Origin of the sequence: Actinomadura sp. WMMB 499 (assembly GCF_008824145.1) — a bacterium.
Taxonomy (GTDB): domain Bacteria; phylum Actinomycetota; class Actinomycetes; order Streptosporangiales; family Streptosporangiaceae; genus Spirillospora.
Genome location: NZ_CP044407.1, coordinates 794,960 through 813,268, shown reverse-complemented (window position 1 = coordinate 813,268; position 18,309 = coordinate 794,960). Strand labels below are relative to the sequence as shown.

18 protein-coding genes and 3 tRNA genes are annotated in these 18,309 nt (G+C 73.4%); 12 read left to right on the top strand and 9 right to left on the bottom strand.

Annotation, left to right across the window (positions count from 1 at the left end; all coding sequences use genetic code 11):
• Positions 1-2 precede the first annotated feature (2 nt).
• On the bottom strand, positions 3-569 hold the full coding sequence (locus F7P10_RS03605) for a PadR family transcriptional regulator (RefSeq protein ID WP_151008064.1): 567 nt from the start codon (positions 567-569) through the stop codon (positions 3-5).
• Between the two features lie 96 nt (positions 570-665).
• Here F7P10_RS03605 and F7P10_RS03600 point away from each other — a divergent pair, with 96 nt between their 5' ends.
• Positions 666-1,790: an LLM class flavin-dependent oxidoreductase gene (locus tag F7P10_RS03600; RefSeq protein WP_151008063.1), complete on the top strand. Its 1,125-nt coding sequence runs from the start codon at positions 666-668 to the stop codon at positions 1,788-1,790.
• Positions 1,787-2,521 (top strand): glucose 1-dehydrogenase, encoded by a 735-nt coding sequence (locus F7P10_RS03595; RefSeq protein ID WP_151008062.1) that lies wholly within the window; start codon positions 1,787-1,789, stop codon positions 2,519-2,521. The genes F7P10_RS03600 and F7P10_RS03595 overlap by 4 nt, the downstream gene beginning before the upstream one ends.
• Before the next feature lie 136 nt (positions 2,522-2,657).
• Here F7P10_RS03595 and F7P10_RS03590 read toward each other — a convergent pair whose 3' ends face one another.
• Together F7P10_RS03590 and F7P10_RS03585 are read right to left on the bottom strand one after the other, a co-directional pair.
• Positions 2,658-3,572: a tyrosine-protein phosphatase gene (locus F7P10_RS03590; RefSeq protein WP_151008061.1), complete on the bottom strand. Its 915-nt coding sequence runs from the start codon at positions 3,570-3,572 to the stop codon at positions 2,658-2,660.
• 67 nt (positions 3,573-3,639) lie between these two features.
• Positions 3,640-4,470 carry an IclR family transcriptional regulator gene (locus F7P10_RS03585; RefSeq protein ID WP_151008060.1) on the bottom strand — a complete coding sequence of 277 codons (831 nt, stop codon included), beginning with the start codon at positions 4,468-4,470 and terminating at the stop codon, positions 3,640-3,642.
• A 145-nt stretch (positions 4,471-4,615) separates the two neighbouring features.
• Between F7P10_RS03585 and hsaA the strand changes: the two genes are divergently transcribed.
• The 8 genes from hsaA (at position 4,616) to F7P10_RS03545 (ending at position 12,431) form a co-directional block, all read left to right on the top strand.
• Positions 4,616-5,782 (top strand): 3-hydroxy-9,10-secoandrosta-1,3,5(10)-triene-9,17-dione monooxygenase oxygenase subunit, encoded by a 1,167-nt coding sequence (hsaA, locus tag F7P10_RS03580; protein WP_151008059.1) that lies wholly within the window; start codon positions 4,616-4,618, stop codon positions 5,780-5,782.
• A complete protein-coding gene (locus F7P10_RS03575; RefSeq protein WP_218040364.1) occupies positions 5,779-6,258 on the top strand; it encodes a flavin reductase family protein in 480 nt (159 codons plus the stop codon). The genes hsaA and F7P10_RS03575 overlap by 4 nt, the downstream gene beginning before the upstream one ends.
• A gap of 12 nt (positions 6,259-6,270) precedes the next feature.
• Positions 6,271-7,947, top strand: coding sequence for an FAD-dependent oxidoreductase (locus tag F7P10_RS03570; protein ID WP_151008058.1), 1,677 nt, complete (start codon positions 6,271-6,273; stop codon positions 7,945-7,947).
• Complete coding sequence (locus F7P10_RS03565) at positions 7,944-9,095, top strand: Rieske 2Fe-2S domain-containing protein (RefSeq protein ID WP_151008057.1); 1,152 nt, start codon at positions 7,944-7,946, stop codon at positions 9,093-9,095. The genes F7P10_RS03570 and F7P10_RS03565 overlap by 4 nt, the downstream gene beginning before the upstream one ends.
• Positions 9,092-9,328, top strand: coding sequence for a hypothetical protein (locus tag F7P10_RS03560; RefSeq protein ID WP_151008056.1), 237 nt, complete (start codon positions 9,092-9,094; stop codon positions 9,326-9,328). Before F7P10_RS03565 ends, F7P10_RS03560 begins: the two co-directional genes overlap by 4 nt.
• A gap of 7 nt (positions 9,329-9,335) precedes the next feature.
• Positions 9,336-10,091: an SDR family NAD(P)-dependent oxidoreductase gene (locus F7P10_RS03555; protein ID WP_151008055.1), complete on the top strand. Its 756-nt coding sequence runs from the start codon at positions 9,336-9,338 to the stop codon at positions 10,089-10,091.
• A 23-nt stretch (positions 10,092-10,114) separates the two neighbouring features.
• Positions 10,115-11,608, top strand: coding sequence for a bis-aminopropyl spermidine synthase family protein (locus F7P10_RS03550; RefSeq protein ID WP_151008054.1), 1,494 nt, complete (start codon positions 10,115-10,117; stop codon positions 11,606-11,608).
• A 142-nt stretch (positions 11,609-11,750) separates the two neighbouring features.
• Positions 11,751-12,431 carry a DUF3159 domain-containing protein gene (locus F7P10_RS03545; protein WP_151008053.1) on the top strand — a complete coding sequence of 227 codons (681 nt, stop codon included), beginning with the start codon at positions 11,751-11,753 and terminating at the stop codon, positions 12,429-12,431.
• Between the two features lie 451 nt (positions 12,432-12,882).
• Here F7P10_RS03545 and F7P10_RS03540 read toward each other — a convergent pair.
• The 5 genes from F7P10_RS03540 to F7P10_RS03520 form a co-directional block, all read right to left on the bottom strand.
• A tRNA-Val gene (locus tag F7P10_RS03540) sits at positions 12,883-12,954 on the bottom strand.
• Positions 12,955-12,972: 18 nt separating this feature from the next.
• A tRNA-Cys gene (locus F7P10_RS03535) sits at positions 12,973-13,043 on the bottom strand.
• 28 nt (positions 13,044-13,071) lie between these two features.
• Positions 13,072-13,143: transfer RNA gene (locus F7P10_RS03530), tRNA-Gly, on the bottom strand.
• A 38-nt stretch (positions 13,144-13,181) separates the two neighbouring features.
• Positions 13,182-14,150, bottom strand: coding sequence for a CHAP domain-containing protein (locus F7P10_RS03525; protein WP_151008052.1), 969 nt, complete (start codon positions 14,148-14,150; stop codon positions 13,182-13,184).
• A gap of 100 nt (positions 14,151-14,250) precedes the next feature.
• Positions 14,251-15,051 carry a universal stress protein gene (locus F7P10_RS03520; RefSeq protein ID WP_151008051.1) on the bottom strand — a complete coding sequence of 267 codons (801 nt, stop codon included), beginning with the start codon at positions 15,049-15,051 and terminating at the stop codon, positions 14,251-14,253.
• A gap of 105 nt (positions 15,052-15,156) precedes the next feature.
• Between F7P10_RS03520 and F7P10_RS03515 the strand changes: the two genes are divergently transcribed.
• Together F7P10_RS03515 and F7P10_RS03510 are read left to right on the top strand one after the other, a co-directional pair.
• On the top strand, positions 15,157-15,738 hold the full coding sequence (locus F7P10_RS03515) for a YceI family protein (RefSeq protein ID WP_151008050.1): 582 nt from the start codon (positions 15,157-15,159) through the stop codon (positions 15,736-15,738).
• A 61-nt stretch (positions 15,739-15,799) separates the two neighbouring features.
• Entirely contained in the window at positions 15,800-17,542 is a 1,743-nt protein-coding gene (locus F7P10_RS03510; protein ID WP_151008049.1) for a HEAT repeat domain-containing protein, read from the top strand.
• Here the strand turns inward: F7P10_RS03510 and F7P10_RS03505 are convergent.
• Entirely contained in the window at positions 17,511-18,203 is a 693-nt protein-coding gene (locus F7P10_RS03505; protein ID WP_151008048.1) for a Tat pathway signal sequence domain protein, read from the bottom strand. The genes F7P10_RS03510 and F7P10_RS03505 overlap by 32 nt on opposite strands.
• Positions 18,204-18,309 lie beyond the last annotated feature (106 nt).

Here is an 18,309-nt window from a genome sequence, read left to right as displayed (position 1 = left end):
GGTCAGCCGGACAGCTCGTCGAGGTCGGCGAGCATCTGCCGGGTCAGCTCCCGCTCGGCCTCGTAGTAGCGCGCCGACCAGCGCAGCACCAGCTCGGGATAGGCCCACTCGGCCACCTCGGCCGCGCCCTCGGCGTCCGCCTCGGCCCGCCGGCTCATCTTGGCGGCGTAGCCGGCGTGCTCCTCCAGCACCTCGCGGAGCCGCTCGGGCGTCATGAGGTGCCCGAGCCAGGCGCGCAGCATCACGCCGTGCTTGAGGACGGGCGGTTCGACGGGCGACTCGCGCGCCCAGCGGGTGACCGCGGCCGTCCCGTCCTCGGTGATGGCGTAGACGCGCTTGCCGCGGGTGCTCTCGGTCAGCTCGACGCGGGACGTCGCGTAGCCGACCTTCTCCAGGCGCTTCAGCTCGCCGTAGATCTGGCTGAACGAGGGGCTCCAGTAGAAGAACTTCAGGCTCCAGTCGGCCCACTTCTTCAGGTCGTAGCCCGACAGCTCCTCCCCGAACGAGAGCAGCCCGAGGACGGCCCAGCTCGTCGGCGGCAGGTTCGGGAGGTCGGGCTTCTCGGTCACCCGGCCAGCGTAGCGCTCCCGCCTGCCGGACCGTGATGTAGCAGCCGCACCATATATCTGTTAGAAGTATTCCTAATCGAAATATAGGAGGTCCCGATGGAGTTCTCGATGATCTTCGAGGCCCAGCTCGCCAACCCCACCCCCGACCGCGAGCGCCAGGTGCTCCTCGACTGCGTCGAGCAGGCCGTGTACGGCGAGGAGATGGGCTTCGACCGGGTCTGGGCCGTCGAGCACCACGGGCTCGAGCGGTACGCGCACATGACGGCGTCCGAGATCTTCCTGTCCTGGGTGGCGGCGAAGACGTCCCGGATCCGCATCGGGCACGGCGTCGTCTGCATGCCGTTCCAGTACAACCACCCGGTGCGGGTCGCCGAGCGCGCCGGCATGCTCGACGCGCTGTCCGGCGGGCGCCTGGACGTCGGCGGCGGTCGCGGCTCCACCCGCATGGAGATGGGGATGTACGGCGTGAACCCGTCCGACACCTACCCGCAGATGGAGGAGTCGCTGCGGTTCCTCGCCAACGCCTGGCGCAAGGACGAGGTCGACTGGCACACCGACCTGCTCGACGTCGGCCCGGCGAAGATCATGCCGCGCCCCGTCCAGACCCCGCACCCGCCGCTCTACATGGCCTGCAGCAAGCGCGACACCGTCAGGCTCGCCGCCGAACTGGGCGTCGGGGCCCTCGTCATGGGCTTCGCCGGGCCCGAAGAGGTCAAGGAGATGTACGACCTCCACCGGGAGACGATCCGCACGCGGGGCGGCGACCGGCTCGTCAGCCCCGACACCAACGACAAGTTCGTCGCGCTGTGCCCCACGATCGTCCTGGACGACCCGGACCGCGCCCTGCGGATCGGCGCGCGCGGGCAGCGGTTCTTCGCCGAGGCCATCGCGCACTGGTACGGCCACGGCCCCGCGCCCGCCGAGGACACCGAGGACGACGACAACATCGCCGCCCTCGCCCGCGACAAGGAGGCGCTCGTCGCCAAGCTCAACGAGGCGAACATCCCCGCCCGTCCCCAGGACACCGGCGCGTTCAACGCCGAGCACGCCTACGGCACGGCCGGGGACGCCATCGAGTACGTGGAGCGGCTCGCCGAGATCGGCGTCGACGAGATCATGTGCCTCGTCCAGATGGGCACCGTCACCCAGGACGTGGCCATGGAGACCATCCGCCAGTGGGGCGAGACCGTCCTGCCGCACTTCCGGAACCGGACGCGATGACGGGCGCCCTGGACGGCAAGGTCGCGATCATCACCGGCGCCGCGCGCGGGCAGGGCGCCGCCGAGGCCCGGCTGTTCGCCGAGGCCGGGGCGGACGTCGTCCTCACCGACGTCCTCGACGGGACGGGCGTCGCCGCGTCCATCGGCGCCGCCGCGACGTTCGTCCGGCACGACGTGACCTCGGCCGACGGCTGGGCCCGCGCGGTCCGGACCGCCCTCGACCGGTTCGGGCGCCTGGACGTGCTGGTCAACAACGCGGGCCTCTGGCGCACGGCACCCGTCGAGCAGGAGACGCGGGAGCGGTTCGAGCTGCTGCTCCAGGTCAACCTCGTCGGCCCGTTCCTCGGTGTGCAGGCCGCCGCGCCCGCGATGCGCGCGTCCGGCGGCGGGTCGATCGTGAACGTCTCGTCCACCGCGGGGCTGCGCGGCATCCGCGGCCACGCGGCCTACGGCTCGGCCAAGTTCGGCCTGCGCGGCCTCACCCGCTCCGCCGCGCTCGACCTCGCCGCCGACGGCATCCGCGTCAACTCCGTCCACCCCGGCATGGTGGACACGCCGATGATCGCGGAGACGGGCGTCGAGCGCGGCCCGGGCAAGGCCCCGCGCGTCCCGCTGGGCCGCTCCGGCGTCCCCGAGGACATCGCGGGCCTCGTCCTCTTCCTGGCGTCCGACGCCGCGTCCTACATCACCGGCACCGAACTGGCGGTCGACGGCGGCCTGACCACGAACTGAACCACCGCCCACACGACCGGCCGCCGCGCCGAACCCCGGCGGCCGGTCGCGCACCGCCCGTTCGGGCTCGGGGTGCGGTCGTGCAGGCGCAAGGGCCGCCGGGGTGGGAGTCCGGCGGCCCTTGCGGGTGGGGTGTTCAGTGTCGCGTCAGCAGGTGGTGGCGGAGTCGGGCGCGGGTGTGGCCATCGATGCCCAGGCCCTTGCGCAGGTAGCGCTCGACCGACCCGTACTCGCGCCGGACCTCGTCCAGTGCCGCCTCCAGGTACTCGGGACGGACGTCCTGGATCGGCTTCAGCAGCTCGGCGTCCTGCATGTAGCCCGAGGACTCCAGGCGCGCGCGCACGGCCGCGTCCGTCTCCGCGCGGTACTCGTTCGACAGCAGGTAGTCGTGCATCGCGGTGCGGTGCGGGACGCCGACGGCCCGCAGGAGCAGGTAGCTCATCCACCCGGTCCGGTCCTTGCCGCTGGTGCAGTGGAACACCATCGGCGTGCGCGAGCGGTCGGCCGTCTCCCGCAGGGTGCGGCCGAACGCCGCGGCCGACTCGGGGTCGGTGACGAAGCTCCGGTACAGGGTCCGCATGATCGCGGCGCCCCGGCCGTCGCCGAGTACGGCCTCCTGCCGCGCGGGGTCCTTGGACCCGATCGCCGCGTTGACGGTGGCGAACATTCCGGTGTCGTCGATCGGGCGGGCGGTGACGCGCGACCCGGCCGGCAGCCGGTCGGGGCCGTCCGTCGAGACCTCCAGCGGGGTGCGGAAGTCGACGACGCCGTCGAGGCGCAGGTCCGCGAGTTTCCGCAGGCCCGCGTCGGTGACGTGGTCGAGCGCGTCCGCCCGGTAGACCACGCCGCGCCGGACGCGCGCGTGGAAGTACGTCTCGTACCCGCCGAGGTCGCGGAAGTTGACCGTGCCCTCGACGGCGACGAGCCGGGACGCGTCGTGGTGCCGCTGGACGATCGCGGGCGGGGCGGACGGCGCCGCGTGCGCGCTCGGGACGGCCAGCAGCGGCGCGGCGGCGAGCGCGAGGGCGCCGAGGACGGGGGTTCTTCGCATGGGGGCTCCCGAATGTCGTGACCGGGGAAAACGGCCTCAACGTAAGGAGCGTCACACGTCCCCGGCCTCAGTCCTTCCCGATGACCGGGAAACCGGAACCGGCCGCCGCGGCGGGACCCGGACGGCGCCGCCCGGGGGCGAACAGCGCCCGCCACACCGCCCGTGACGTCGTGAGCAGCGGCGGGACGAGGCGCTGCGGGTCCATCTTGGGCGGCGGGCCGCAGATCGAGATGGCCGCGACGGGGGCGCCGCCGGCGTCCCGCAGCGGCGCGGCGATGCACGCGACGCCCCGGTAGCCCTCCTCCCGGTCGAACGCCACGCCGTGCTCGCGGATGCGCGCCAGCTCGCGCCGCAGCACCCGCTCGTCGGTGATCGTGCGGGGGGTGCGGGCGGGCAGCCCGGCGGCGAGCACCTCGGCGAGCCGGTCGCCGTCCGCGAACGCCAGGATCGCCTTGCCCGCGCCGGTGCAGTACGCGGGCTGGCGGCCGCCCAGCCGGGACGGCGCGCGCCCGCCCGCCGGGCCGCCGATCTTCTCCAGGTAGACGATCTCGTGGCCGTCCAGCACGGCCAGGTGCACCATCGCGCCCGTGGCCTCGTGCAGGGCCCGCAGGTGCGGCAGCGCGGTCTCGCGCAGCCGGTTCTGGTGCACCGCGAGGGCGCCCAGCTCCAGCAGGCCGAGGCCCAGCCGGTAGCGCGGGCCGCTGCGTTCCAGGGCCCGCAGCTGGACGAGCTGGTCCATGATGCGGTGCACCGAGGAGCGGGGCAGCCCGGTGCGCCGGACGACGTCGCTCATCGACAGCTCCGGCGTGGCGGTGGTGAACGCGTACAGGATGCGGGCCGCCCGGGCCAGCATCGACGACTCCAGGGGTGGCGCCGTCGCCGCCGAGGGTGCAGGCATGGGGGTGGCTCCTCTCTGCCCGAGTCTCCCCGAGCGACCTTCCCGGTCACCGGGAAGGTCGTATTTCTAATTGGAACACCTCGCCTAGCGTGCTCGCAAGCCGCCGAGTGATCCGCATCACCCGGCGCGGGAGCGAGGAGCGAGCATGAGCGAACAGGTTCTCGAGGCCGTCCGGGGCCTCGTGCCCGGCATCGCCGAGCGGGCGGCGGAGGCCGAGCGGGCGCGGCGGATCCCCGAGGCGACCGTGAAGGAACTGGCGGACGCCGGGTTCTTCCGGCTGCTGCAGCCGAAGGCGTTCGGCGGTCACGAGGCCCACCCGGCGTCGTTCTACGAGGCCGTCCGGGAGATCGCGGCGGCCTGCGGGTCGACCGGCTGGGTCGCGTCGGTCGTCGGCGTCCACGCGTGGCAGCTCGGCCTGTTCCCCGTGCAGGCGCAGCAGGACGTGTGGGGCGCCGACCGGGACGCGCGCATCTCCTCGTCCTACGCGCCGACCGGGCGGGTCACGCGGGTGGACGGCGGGTTCCGGCTGGACGGCCGGTGGAGCTTCTCCTCGGGCTGCGACCACGCCGGCTGGGTGTTCCTCGGCGGGCTGATCCACGACGAGAACGGCGGCCCGCCCGACATGCGCACGTTCCTGCTGCCCCGCGCCGACTACCGGATCGAGGACGTCTGGAACACGATCGGGCTGCGCGGCACCGGCAGCAACGACATCGTCGTCGAGGACGCGTTCGTCCCGGAGCACCGCACGCTGAGCTTCGCCGACACGTCCGCCCTGGCCTGCCCCGGCCAGGAACTCAACACCGGCCCGATCTACCGGCTGCCGTACGCGGCGGTGTTCAGCACCACGATCAGCATGCCGATCGCCGGGATCGCGCAGGGCGCCCTGGACGCCTACCTCAAGGCGACCCGGGACCGCATCCGCGTCTCCTACGGCGGCCAGAAGGTCGCCGAGGACCCGCACGCGCACGTCCGGATCGCGACCGCCGCCGGCGAGATCGACGCGGCGTGGACGCTGATGGACCGCAACGTCCGCGAGCTGATGACCGACGCCGGGGCCGGGCGGGAGTCGAGCCTCAAGCTGCGGCTGCGCACCCGCCGCGACCAGGTGCTCGGCACCGCGCGCGCGATCAAGGCCGTCGACCTGCTGTTCGAGAACGCCGGCGGGCGCGCGCTCGGCGAGGGCAACGCCGTCGGGCGGGCCTGGCGCGACGCCCACGCGGGCCGCGTCCACGCCGTGAACGACCCGGAGCGGGCCCTGTCGCTGTACGGGCAGGGCGCGCTCGGCCTCGAGGTCACGGACGTGATGCTGTGACCCCCGACGAGACCGCCTTCCGGGACGCGCTGGGCCGGTTCGCGTCCGGGATCACCGTCATCACCTCGGTCGACGACGCGGGACGCCCGGCCGGGTTCGCGTGCCAGTCGTTCGCGTCGCTGTCGCTGGACCCGCCGCTCGTCCTGTTCTGCGTCGCGCGGACGTCCACGAGCTGGCCGAAGCTGGCCGCGACCGGCCGGTTCGCGGTGAACGTCCTCGCCGCGGACCAGCGGGACGTCTGCCGGGCCTTCGCCGTGAGCGGCGGCGACAAGTTCGCGGGGCTCGCCTGGACCCGCTCGCCGCACGGCACCGCCCACCTCGACGGGGCCCTCGCCACCGTCGACTGCACCGTTGCCGACGTCCACGAGGCGGGCGACCATCTGATCGTGGTCGGTTCCGTCCGGGAACTGGACGCGCGCGACGGCGGCGGCCCGCTGCTCTACTACCGCGGCCGCTACGCCGCGGCCGACGTCTAGCCGGAGAGGCACATGGACAGCGAGCACGAGTACGACGTCGTGGTGGTCGGCTCCGGCGCGGGAGGGCTCACCGCCGCCCTCACCGCCCGGCTGCGCGGCCTGTCCGCGGTCGTCATCGAGAAGACCGACCGGTACGGCGGTTCCACGGCGCTGTCGGGCGGCGCCATCTGGGTGCCGAACAACCTGTACCTGGAGGAGGCCGGGCAGCGCGACACCCCGGAGAACGCCCGCGCCTACCTGGACGCGACGGTGGGGGAGCGGGTGCCCGCCGAACGCAAGGACGCCTACCTGGGGCGCGGCCCCGAGATGCTGCGCTACCTGCACGACCGGACGAGCTGGGTGCGGTTCGTCTACACCCCCGGCTACAGCGACTACTACCCCGAGCGGCCGGGCGGGAAGCCGGAGGGACGGTCCGTCGAGCCGCGCATCGTGGACGGCCGCAGGCTCGGCCCCGAGTTCGCGCGGATGCGCCGCGCCGGGCTCCCCACCTACGGCCTGACGATGACGTCCGCCGACTTCGGCAAGCTCAACATGGTCACCCGCACGTGGCAGGGCAAGCGCACCGCCGTCCGCGTCGGGATGCGGGCGGTCGGCGCGCTGCTGGCCCGCCGCAGGCTGCTGTCGCTCGGCGAGGCGCTCATCGCGCGGCTCCGCCTGGCGCTGGCCGAGGCGGGCGGCGAGCTGTGGCTGAGCAGCCCGTTCCGCGACCTGGTGGTCGAGGACGGCCGCGTCACCGGCGTCCGGGCGGAGCGCGGCGGGCGCGAGGTGACCGTGCGGGCGCGGCACGGCGTCGTGCTGGCGGCCGGCGGGTTCTCGCACGCCCAGGACCTCCGCGAGAAGTACCTCCCGCCGCCCACCACGACCGACTGGACGCACGCGTCCGAAGGGCAGACGGGCGACGCGCTGCTCGCCGGGATCCGCGCGGGCGCGGCCGTCGACCTGATGGAGAAGGTGTGGGGCGCGCCGTCCGTCCCGACGCCCGACGGGCCGCCGTTCTTCCTTGTCGCCGACCGGGCCGTCCCCGCGATGGTGATCGTGGACGGGAACGGGGAGCGGTACGCGCGCGAGTCGCTGCCGTACCACGAGTTCGTCGACCGGATGTACGAGCACGGCGAGCCCGCGACGAACTCCTGGATGATCGTCGACGCGCGGGCGAAGTCGCGGTACATCGTCGTCGGGCTGTTCCCGGGCCAGAAGTTCCCGAAGCGCTGGCACGAGACCGGCGCCGTCCGGACCGGACGGACGATCGCGGAGCTGGCGGCCGCGATCGGCGTCCCCGCCGGGAAGCTCGAGGCGACCGTCGACCGGTTCAACGGGTTCGCCCGCGCCGGGCAGGACGCCGACTTCCGGCGGGGCGACAGCGCCTACGACAACTACTACGGCGACCCGACACTGCCGAACCCCAACCTGGCGCCGCTCGAGAAGGGCCCGTTCCACGCGGTCCGGGTCGTCCCCGGCGACATCGGCACCAAGGGCGGGCTCGTCACCGACGCCGACGCGCGCGTCCTGCGCGCGGACGGCACGCCGATCGCGGGCCTGTACGCCACCGGGAACTGCTCCGCCGCCGTCACCGGCGAGACCTATCCGGGCCCCGGCGCGACGATCGGGCCCGCCATGACGTTCGGCTACGTCGCCGCCACCCACATGACCGCAGCACACGACCCCGCCACACAGGGAGGAAAGCCGTGAACCACCGCGTCATCGAGGCCGCGCCGCCGCCCGAGCGGTTCGCCCGGGGCTGGCACTGCCTCGGTCTGGCCGACTCGTTCAAGGACGGGAAGCCGCACGCCGTCGAGGCGTTCGGCACCACGCTCGTCGTCTTCCAGGGCGAGAGCGGAGGGCTGAACGTCCTCAACGGCTATTGCCCCCACATGGGCGGCAACCTCACGAAGGGCACCGTCAAGGGCGACGCGATCGCGTGCCCCTTCCACGACTGGCGCTGGGGCGGCGACGGCCGCTGCGCCGGCATCCCGTACGCCAAGCGCGTCCCCCGCGTCGCCCGCACCGCCTCGTGGCCGACGCTCGAAGAGAACGGGCAGCTGTTCGTCTGGAACGACCCGCAGGGCAACCCGCCGCCGCCGGACGTCACGATCCCCCGCATCGAGGGCGCGTTCAGCGACGAGTGGAGCAACTGGACGTGGAACACGCTCCGCGTCGAGAACTCCCACTGCCGCGAGATCGTCGACAACGTCGTCGACATGGCGCACTTCTTCTACGTCCACTACGCCCTGCCGACGTACTTCAAGAACGTCTTCGAGGGCCACGTCGCGACCCAGTACTTCGACGGGACGTCCCGCGACGACGCGCACCTCGGGATGATCCCCGGCCCCGCCGACCAGAAGATCGACCAGCGCTCCGAGGCCGCCTACTACGGCCCGTCCTACATGATCGACTACCTGTGGAACGAGGCCGAGGGCGTCACCGTCGAGACGGTCCTGATCAACTGCCACTACCCGATCACGTCCAGCAGCTTCATGCTGCAGTGGGGCGCCATCGTCAAGAAGTTCCCCGGCATGTCCGGCGAGGAGGCCGACGCGATGGCCGCGCAGGTCGCCGAGGGCGTCGGGCTCGGCTTCCTCCAGGACGTCGAGATCTGGAAGAACAAGGCCCCGATCGACAACCCGCTGCTCTGCGACCAGGACGGCCCGGTCTACCAGCTCCGCCGCTGGTACGAGCAGTTCTACGTGGACGTCGAGGACGTCACCCCCGAGATGACGAACCGGTTCGAGTTCGAGATCGACACGGCCCGTGCCGTCGAGTCCTGGCAGGCCGAGGTCGCCGAGAACCTCGCCAACGGGGTGTCGTACTCGATGATCCCGGCGTCGCGGCGCGCGTGAGCGCGCACCCCGTCGATTGCCGGACGTGCGGCACGCGGGTGCTGGTCGAGAAGATCACCCCGCCGCACACCAGCGTCCAGTGGACGACCGACGCCGCGGCCGCCTGCGGGGAGATCGCCCCGCGGGCCGCCGCCGGCGAGCATCCGGCCCGCGTACCGCACTGCACGGCGCTGCGGGCGTCCATCGACCGGGCGGTGGCCGAAGGCCGCGTGACCATCGCCTTTCCGGAATGAGGCATACATGGCGAGACTCGACGGCAAGATCGCGCTGATCACCGGCGGAGCCCGCGGCATCGGCGCGGCGCACGTGCGCCGGTTCGTCGCCGAGGGCGCGAAGGTCGTGTTCGGCGACCTCCTGCACGACCGCGGCGAGGCGCTCGCCGCGGAGACCGGCGCGGTGTACGTCCCCCTGGACGTCACGGACCACGACGCCTGGACGAACGCCGTCCAGACGACCGTGGACCGCTTCGGCGGCCTGAGCGTGCTGGTCAACAACGCCGGCATCCTCCGCTACCGGCTCCTGGCCGACATGACCGAGCAGCAGCTGCGGCAGGTCCTCGACGTCAACCTGATCGGCCCGTGGCTCGGCGTGAAGGCGGTCGTCGAACCGATGAAGGCGTCCGGCGGCGGCTCCATCGTCAACACCTCGTCCATCGAGGGCTACGCGGCCGCCGCCGGGCTGTCGGCGTACGCGGCGAGCAAGTTCGGCGTCCGGGGCGTCACCAAGGCCGCCGCGCAGGAACTCGGCCGCTTCGGCATCCGCGTCAACTCCGTCCACCCCGGCGGCATCGCCACCGAGCTGGCCCTCGACCCCGGCGTCGCCGAAGGCGTCGACATCGACGCCGACGCGTTCTTCAAGGCGCTGCCGATCCCGCGCTGGGGCGAACCGGACGACGTCGCGGGCGCAGCCGTCTACCTGGCGTCCGACGAGTCGGCTTACTGCACCGGCACGGAGATCCTCGTGGACGGCGGCCTGCTCAGCGGACCCGGCTACTGACCGGCGGGCAATAAACTGCCCCGATGGACGAGCCCGGTACGGACGACAGCGCGGCGCCCCCGGCCGTGGACGGCATGGACCCGGTGCGCGTCCACGCGGCGCTCGCCCTCCTCACCGACGGATGGCGCACCCGCGCGGAGCTGGTCCGCGGGACGGCCGCACCGCGCCGCTCGATCGAGGCGCTGCTGCGGACCGTCCCGGTCGAGCGGTCCGGCGACCGCTACCGCCTCCCGCCGACGGCCGGACTGTCCGCGCTGCTCGCGGCGCACCCGTCCGTCCCGGCCGACCCCGTCGGGCACCTGCTGCCCGCGCACGCCGCCGCGGTCGAGCGGCTCGCCGACCTCATCGCCCGCGCGCCCCGCGGCCGGCGGGCGCTCGACCACGTGTCCGCGACCCCCGAGACCGTCGTGCGCCGGGCGCTGTTCCTCGGCGCCCGCTTCTGGCTGCCGGGCTCGCACCTGCTGTGCGTCGGCGACCACGACCTGACGTCGCTCGCCGTCGGCCTGATCCACCCGCACGTCCGGACGACCGTCGTCGACATCGACGACCGGATCCTCGCCTACATCGACGCGGAGGCCGCGAAGCTCGGCCTCGACGTCCGCACCCGCTGGGCCGACCTGCGCCTCGGGCTGCCGCCGTCGGCCCGCGACCACGACCTCGCGATCACCGACCCGCCCTACACCCCGGACGGCGTCGGCCTGTTCGTCGCCCGCGCCGTCGAGGGCCTCCGCGATCCCGCGACCGGCCGCGTCCTGCTCGCCTACGGCGCCGGTGACCTCACCCCGGCGCTCGCCCTGAAGGTGCAGAACGCGCTCAGCGAACTGAACCTGCTCTCCGAGGCCATCTATCCCGACTTCAACCGCTATTTCGGTGCCGAGGCCATCGGTTCCGCCGCCGACCTGTACGTGCTGCGACCCACCACGAAGACCCTGCCCGCCGCCGTCGCCCGCGCCGACCGGTTCGCCGCCGCGATCTACACGCACGGCCCGCAGTCGATCGAGGCGACGGCCGCACCGGACCCCGGTCCGGTCGCCGACCTCGACCCCGACGTCCTCGTGGGCCCGTGGCCCAAGGACGTCCTGCCGAACGTCCCGCGGGTCCGGCTGGCGACCTGGCTCGGCAAACCCTACGCCGCGACCGTCCGCCGCGCCGCGATCGCGCTGCCGCCCGGACTCGAACCCGCGCTCGTCCGCGTCCTGCTCGCCACCCGCGCCGAACGCGTCCGCGTGTTCACCACCGCCGACATCGCCGAACCCGCCGAGATCCTCGCGCCGGTGTACGAGCTGACCGCGCGCGGGACGCACGTCGACGCCGTTCGCCGCGCCCCGTCCGGCACGCTCGCCCGCACGCTGCTGGACCGCGCGCACGGCAAGGCCGCCAACGCGTGGCGCGACGCCCTCACCAGGCAGGGGCTCACCAAGCGCGAGGCCCGCGGCGAGGTCGCCCGCATCGCCCCGTGGACGCAGGACGCCACCGTCCTCGAACTCCCGGCGCACCGCCTGAAGTCGATCACCTGAGGTTCCGCCGCCCGCTCCGGCCGTGACACCACGTCACACCGGAGTGGTGACGTGCTCGCACTGCCGGGCGAACGCGCCGTCCGGTGGAATCGGAGTCATGAGCTTCCCCCCAGGCCGACGCCCGGAGAAGGAGAGGAACGACATGGCTCTGACCACCCTGAACGTGGCCGATGACGTGTTGGATACCCCGGCGGACGAGACCCCCGAGCGGCCCGTCGACGTGAAGCGGGCGATGCTGGACGCGGTCGGCGGACCGTGGGGGATCGTGGCCTCGGCCATCCCGACCGTGGTGTTCGCGACCGCCGTCGCCTTCGTCTCGCTCCCGGTCGGCATCGGCATCGCGATCGCCGTGGCTCTGGTGGTCGCCGGAGTGCAGCTCCGGCGCGGACAGCCGCTCAGCTCCGCGTCGGGCGGGCTGATCGGCGTCGCGGCCGCCGGCGGCGTCTCCGCACTGACCGGATCGGCCAACGACTTCTTCCTGATCGGGATCTGGGTCTCGCTGGCGCTGGGCCTGGTCACGCTCGCCTCGCTCCTCGTGCGCCGCCCGCTGACGGGAGTCGTCTGGAACGCGGTGCACGGCGGCGCGCACGCCTGGCGTGCGGACCGGTCCGTCCGGCGCGCACACGACATCGCCACGCTCGCGGTGGCCGCCATGGGCCTCGTCCGGTTCGCGGTGCAGGAGTGGCTCTACCTCGCCGACTCCACCGGCGGGCTGGCGGTCGCCGACACCGTCCTGGGCTTCCCGCTGACCGGACTGGTCGCGGTGGTGGTCGTCTGGGCGTTCCGCCGCTCCACCAAACGCCTGCTCAAGCCCCGGACCTGACCACCCGCCCGATCCCTGCAACGGACGCCGCCCCACCCGGGGGCGGCGTCCGCTACAGGCACCACGCCCATTACGAGAGCCGCCCCGCCATCGGCGCGGGCCCACTCGATCGAACCCGCCGGTCGCACATGCGCGTCAGGCTGGACCGCCACGTGAAGTCCTGCCCACGTGGGCGACGCGGGCGGATGATGACCGGCCCCGCCAGTGTCATCCGCCGGGAGTGAGGCCGGTGGCGGCCACGCCCGAGGCCCGCCGCCGTGGGCTGGACTTGCCGATCGCGCTATGCCGTCAAGCTGAACCGGTCGTGATGAGATCCCCGTGGCCCGCACCGCACGATTGGCGGGGGCGTGGGGGCGGAGCCCCCACCTCGGGGGTCTGGGGGTCGCCCCCCAGATAGACACCTCGGGCCGTGGCGAAGCTGCCTGCAGCGAGCAGGCGTCGCCGCCTCGAGTGGGCGATACTGGGATTGAACCAGTGACCTCTACCGTGTCAAGGTAGCGCTCTCCCACTGAGCTAATCGCCCTTGCGTAAACGCGTCGCGAGGTGGAGACGGGATTTGAACCCGTGTACACGGCTTTGCAGGCCGTTGCCTCGCCTCTCGGCCACTCCACCAGAGCGAGGCCGCCTGGGCCTCATTCAGAGCGGACGACGGGATTCGAACCCGCGACCCTCACCTTGGCAAGGTGATGCTCTACCCCTGAGCCACGTCCGCGTGCGTCCAGGGGATTCCCCCTGGCGACATGGACAACTCTAGCGGAACTTCAGACCGGTTGCGTACTCGTCGGGCGAGGAGTCGGTGGTGTCGGCGTGCAGGGAGTTCCAGAACGCCAGCTCGGTGTCCTCCTCGAGGTGGGCGATGCGGCCCCAGAACTCGCGGTCCTCGGCCTCGTGGGCGGCGGCGAGGGAGAGCGCGGGCATGATCGTGGTGCCGGCCTCGGCGGCGTCCAGGTCGGCGGGGGTGACGCCGGCCGGGAGGGCGGCGGGGGTGGCGGGCTTGTGGTGCCTGCCGCGCTTGCGGACGCGGATGGGCGAGGTGGTCGGGGTCCGGGCGGCGGCGGCACGGCCGACGGCCAGGGCGGCGGTCCCGCACAGGATCAGGGCGAGGACGCTGCCGAGCGCGACCTCCTGAACGGGGAGCTGCTGCTGGGCGGGCGAGCGGTCCTTCTCGTGGGAGCCGGTGGCGGCGCGGGGGTTGGCGAGCTGGTCGACCTTGGGGGCGGGGGCGGCGTGCTTGGGGGTGTACTTCTGCGCGACCTGGACCTTGCCGGGGTAGCCGAAGCCCACGACCTGGTCCATGTCGCGGGTCTTGCGCATCAGCTTGTACCCGTCGGCGTTGCCCTCGATCGTGTGGAGGGTCTTGCCGTCGACCTTCTCGACGATGCCGACGTGGTCGATCTGGTCGATGTCGTCCGAACCGTTCCAGTCGTAGAAGACGATCGCGCCGGGTTCGGGCTCGTCGCCCCAGGCGTCGTGCTCCTCGAACCACTTGGCGTGGTCGGGGGTGGCGGCGAACTGGCCGGCCTGCTCGGTGACGCCCGCCTTGTCGGCGGCCCAGGCCAGGAACATGTCGCACCATGGGGCCGTCGTGAAGTACGGGTTGTGGTCGTCGTCGATGTTCTCGGTCCACCAGTCGCCGAACTTGGTGTAGCCGTCGCCCTTCTCGGTGTAGCCCAGCTCCTGCTCGGCCACCTCGAGCAGCTTCTCGCCGATGGGGTCCATCGCACTCCCCGATCAAGGTCACGTAATGATCTCGACGGAATGTAGTCGAGGTAAAGACCAGGCGGCAAGCCGAACCGGGGAAGCCGTCATTTCCGACTACTCAGAAGTAGCCCCTCGGGAGGACGGTCACCGGACACGGCGCCGCCCGCAGGACCTTGAGCGCCACCTCGCCCAGGAAGACGCGGTGGGCGGCGGCGTCCTCGCTGGACGCGCAGATGAGCAGCTCGCCGTCGGCCCAGACGACGTCGGCCACGGCCGCCGCGACGTCGGGCCCCTCGGCGAGCTCGGCGGTGACGTCCTCGGCCGGGACCTCGGCCGACTCGAGGGCCAGCCTGATCGCCAGCGCCTGGTCGTCGCGGAGCCGTTCGGGGTCGTCGCCGAGACTGAGCGTGACGAGCCGGAGCGGGACGCCGAGCCGCTCGGCGGCCACGGCCGCGCGCACCACCGCCTCGTCGCACTGCGGGCGCCGCACGTACATGACGGTGATCCGGTCCAGGCCGTCGCGCGGGGTGTACCCGGACGGGGCGAGCATCACGGCCTCCGTGGCCGAGTGCAGCAGGTGGTCGGCGGCCGCGCCGACGCCGATGCGCCCGTGCGCGCCGCCTTCGGGGGAGCCGACGACGATGACGTCCGCGCCGATCCGCCCGGCCAGCGCGGTCAGGCCGCGCGCCACGCTGCGGCCTTCCTGCGCGTGCAGCTCCGCGGGTTCCTCCTCCAGCAGCCCGGCGATCTGCTCCAGCACGGCTTGCGCCTCGCTCGCGGCGCCGGGCCGGTCGGGGGCGTGGACGTGGGCGACGCTCAGCCGGCCGCCGGTCACCGCGACGATGGCGCGGCCGAGGTCGAGCGCCTCCCTGCCGCCGGTGTCGTGGACGTATCCGGCGAGGACGTGTTCTCCGATCACGAGCGGAGCCTTCCCTCCTAACGGCAGGTCAGACCCCCTCCACGTTAGGCGATCTTGTGGTGATGTGAGGTAGTTTTTCGGGGTTGTCACTATTTGGGGGGATTCATGGGGGCCGAGGTGTCCGACCTCGAAGCCGGGAGCTGGACCGTCGACCCGGTGCACTCGGAGATCACGTTCACGGTGCGGCACCTGATGACCACGGTGCGCGGCTCGTTCACCGAGTTCGGCGGGGAGGTGGAGATCGGCGACGACCCGCTCGACTCGCGCGCGCACGCCGAGATCCGGATGGCCTCCATCGACACCCGCAGCGAGGAGCGGGACGCGCACGTCCGTTCGGCCGACTTCCTGGACGTCGATCACCACCCGGTCATGACGTTCGTGGGGCACGGCGTCCAACGGGCCGCGATCGGCCGCCGCGCCCGCAACCCGCGCTACCACGTCGACGGCGAGCTGACGATCAAGGACGTCACCCGCCCGGTCCGGCTGCTGACCGAGTTCCACGGCGTCAGCCCCGACCCGTGGGGCGGCATCCGCGCGGGCTTCACCGCCACGACCTCCATCAGCCGCAGCGACTTCGGCATCGAGTTCAACGTCCCGCTCCAGGGTGACAAGGTCATGCTCGGCGACACCATCTCGATCGCGCTGGAGATCCAGGCCGTCCTCGCCACCGCCGACTCGCCCGCCTGACCGCGCGGGCGCCGTCCGGCCGCGCGGAACCGCCGGGAACGCGGGCCCGTCCCAACCGGTGATGATCGACGAACGGACGGCGCGGCCGGCGGCGAAGCTCGCCGAGCTGGGCGCGGAGCTCGGCCCGCCGCTTCCCGAGAACCGGGTGGCGGCCTTCGAGGAGCGCAACGGGATCCGCCTCCCGGACGCCTACCGCCGGTTCGTCACCACGGTCGGGAACGGCGGCGCCGGTCCGTACCGGGGCCTGCTCGCGCTCGATCCGGACCTGCGCGATCCCCAGCTCGCGGGCACGTTCCGTTACGGACCGGACGATCTTCCGGGCATGTGGTCCTGGGAGACGACCGAATGGGCGTACTGGGACATGTACTGCGGCACCGTCCCCCTCGCGCGCCAGCACGACATCGAGTGGGAGTACCACGAGACGGCGGAGCCGGAGTCGCGGCTCGTCCTGTCGGGACCGGGCCGGGGCCGCGTCGTCATGGTCGACGCGAGCGGCGACTGGTTCCCGCCGATCCACCACCCGGCCCCCGACTTCCTCGCCTGGTACGAGGAGTGGCTGGACGATCCTCGCTCCCGGGTCCACCGGTACGGTTCGGACTTCGACCGCCCCGGTGCCCGGCTCCACGACCTCCGTGCCGCGGACCCCGACGAGGCCGTCTGGGCGGCGCACCGGATGGCCGCGACCATGGGCAACCGGGTGACCGAGCAGGCACCGCCGAACTTCTGCGAGGGCCTGGCGGGCGCGGCCCTGGACGCGCCGTCCGCGCGCGTCCGCGGCGCGGCCGCCTGGGCGCTGGGCCGGGTGCGGCGCGACGTCGGCCGCTACGCGCTGCCGCTGCTGCGCGGCCGCGACCCGCGCGTCCGGCGGATCGCGATCCGGCAGGTGGCCGCCTCGGCGGAGGTCGACCGGGCGGACGCCGAAGCATCGATCCGCGGGCTGCTCGCCGACGCAGATCCGGACGTCCGGGCCGCGGCCGCCTCGGCCCTGCGCGACGTCGCCGTCCTGCGCGCCCTGCTCACCGGCCCCGATCGCCGCGCGCGTCGCGCGGCGCTCGGCGAGGTCCCGGTTCTTCTCCACAGGCTGCCGGACGGCCGGGACGTGCTCGTGCGGGCCGCCCGCCCGCTGCTGCGCGACCCCCACCCGGACGTGCGGGCCGCCGCCGTCACGGCGATCGGCGCCGCCCGCGAGCACGTGCCGTGGGCCGGGCCGATGCTGCACGCCGCCCTCACCGACCCGTCCGCCCCCGTGCGGCGCGCGGCCGCGGGCCGGCTGCTCCGCTCCGGCGACCCGAGCGCACTCCAGGCCGCGCCCGTCCTGCTGGCCGACCCCGACCCCGTCATCCGGCACGAGACGCTGTACCGGCTCGGACGGGACGGGCCCGTCCGCGACCGGGCCGCCGGGGTGCGGGCCCTGCTCGCCGACCCGGACCCGCAGGTGCGCGCGGCGGCGCTGCACGCGCTCCTGGAGGCGGGCGCTCCGCCGCCCGAGGACGAGTGGGCGCCGCTGCTCACCGACCCGTGCGGCCCCGTCCGGCACCGGGCCCTGAGATCGACGCTGCGCGCCGTCCGCCACGGCGGTCCGGGCCCCGGCGGTCCGGTGCACGAGGCCCTGCACCGGACCCTGGCCGCCCCCGACCGCGAACTCCGTTCGACCACGAGCTTCGCCCTGGAACGAACGTGCACCGCCGAATGCCGTCCGGTGCTCGCCGCGGCCCTGGCCGCCGAGGACGACCGGGTGATCCGGCACACCCTGGGCAAGATCCTCGACGCGATCAGCCGGGACGGTACGCCCGCAGGTCCTTGATCAGCAGGTGCGCGTCGGAGAGCCGCGCCGCGTCCTTCAGCGAGCGGTAGATCCCCCATTTGGGGGCGATGTCGCCCTTGCCGTTCCACAGGTCGAGCCCGTCCCGCGCGATGTCCACCGCGACGCCGTCCTCCGACGACACCCGCCAGCGGACGCCCCCGTCCGCGGCGAACCGGGCCTCCAGTTCGACATCGATCCACCGGCTCCGCAGCGGCCGCAGGTCGGTCTCCCCGACGACGACCCCGGCGTGGATCGCGTTCAGCTCCAGCAGGTCGCGCCCGCCGCGCCTGCGCAGCGACGTCACCAGCACCGGCGCGCCGCCCTTGCCGCCCGCGAAGAACTGGTGGACGTGCGTGAAGCTCGTCGTCGCCCGCAGCGCGCCCGTCAGGTACCACGACCAGGTGAACCACCACGTCTCGCCGCGGCCCACGACCGGTTTCCGGGCGCCCGCCCGCATCCCCTTGACCTCCTGCCGCTGCCGGTCGGGGGACCGGTCGACGTCGCCCGGGTAGTGGATGTCGAACCGGTACATGGTCCCGAGCGCCCTGATGTGCGGGACGCCCGGATGCGAGCCCGCCCGGTCGTCCTCGACGCTCGCGAACGCCTCCAGCCCGTCCCGTCCCGGCACCGCGTCCCACACCAGCCGCCACCCGTCCGCCATCGCCCCATTGTGGCCGACCCGGCGCGACCGGGAAGACGGCCCCGCCCGCCGGTCAAACGGGTTGGTGGGGGGCGACCCCCCACACGCCCCCGGCAAGGGCGGCCGT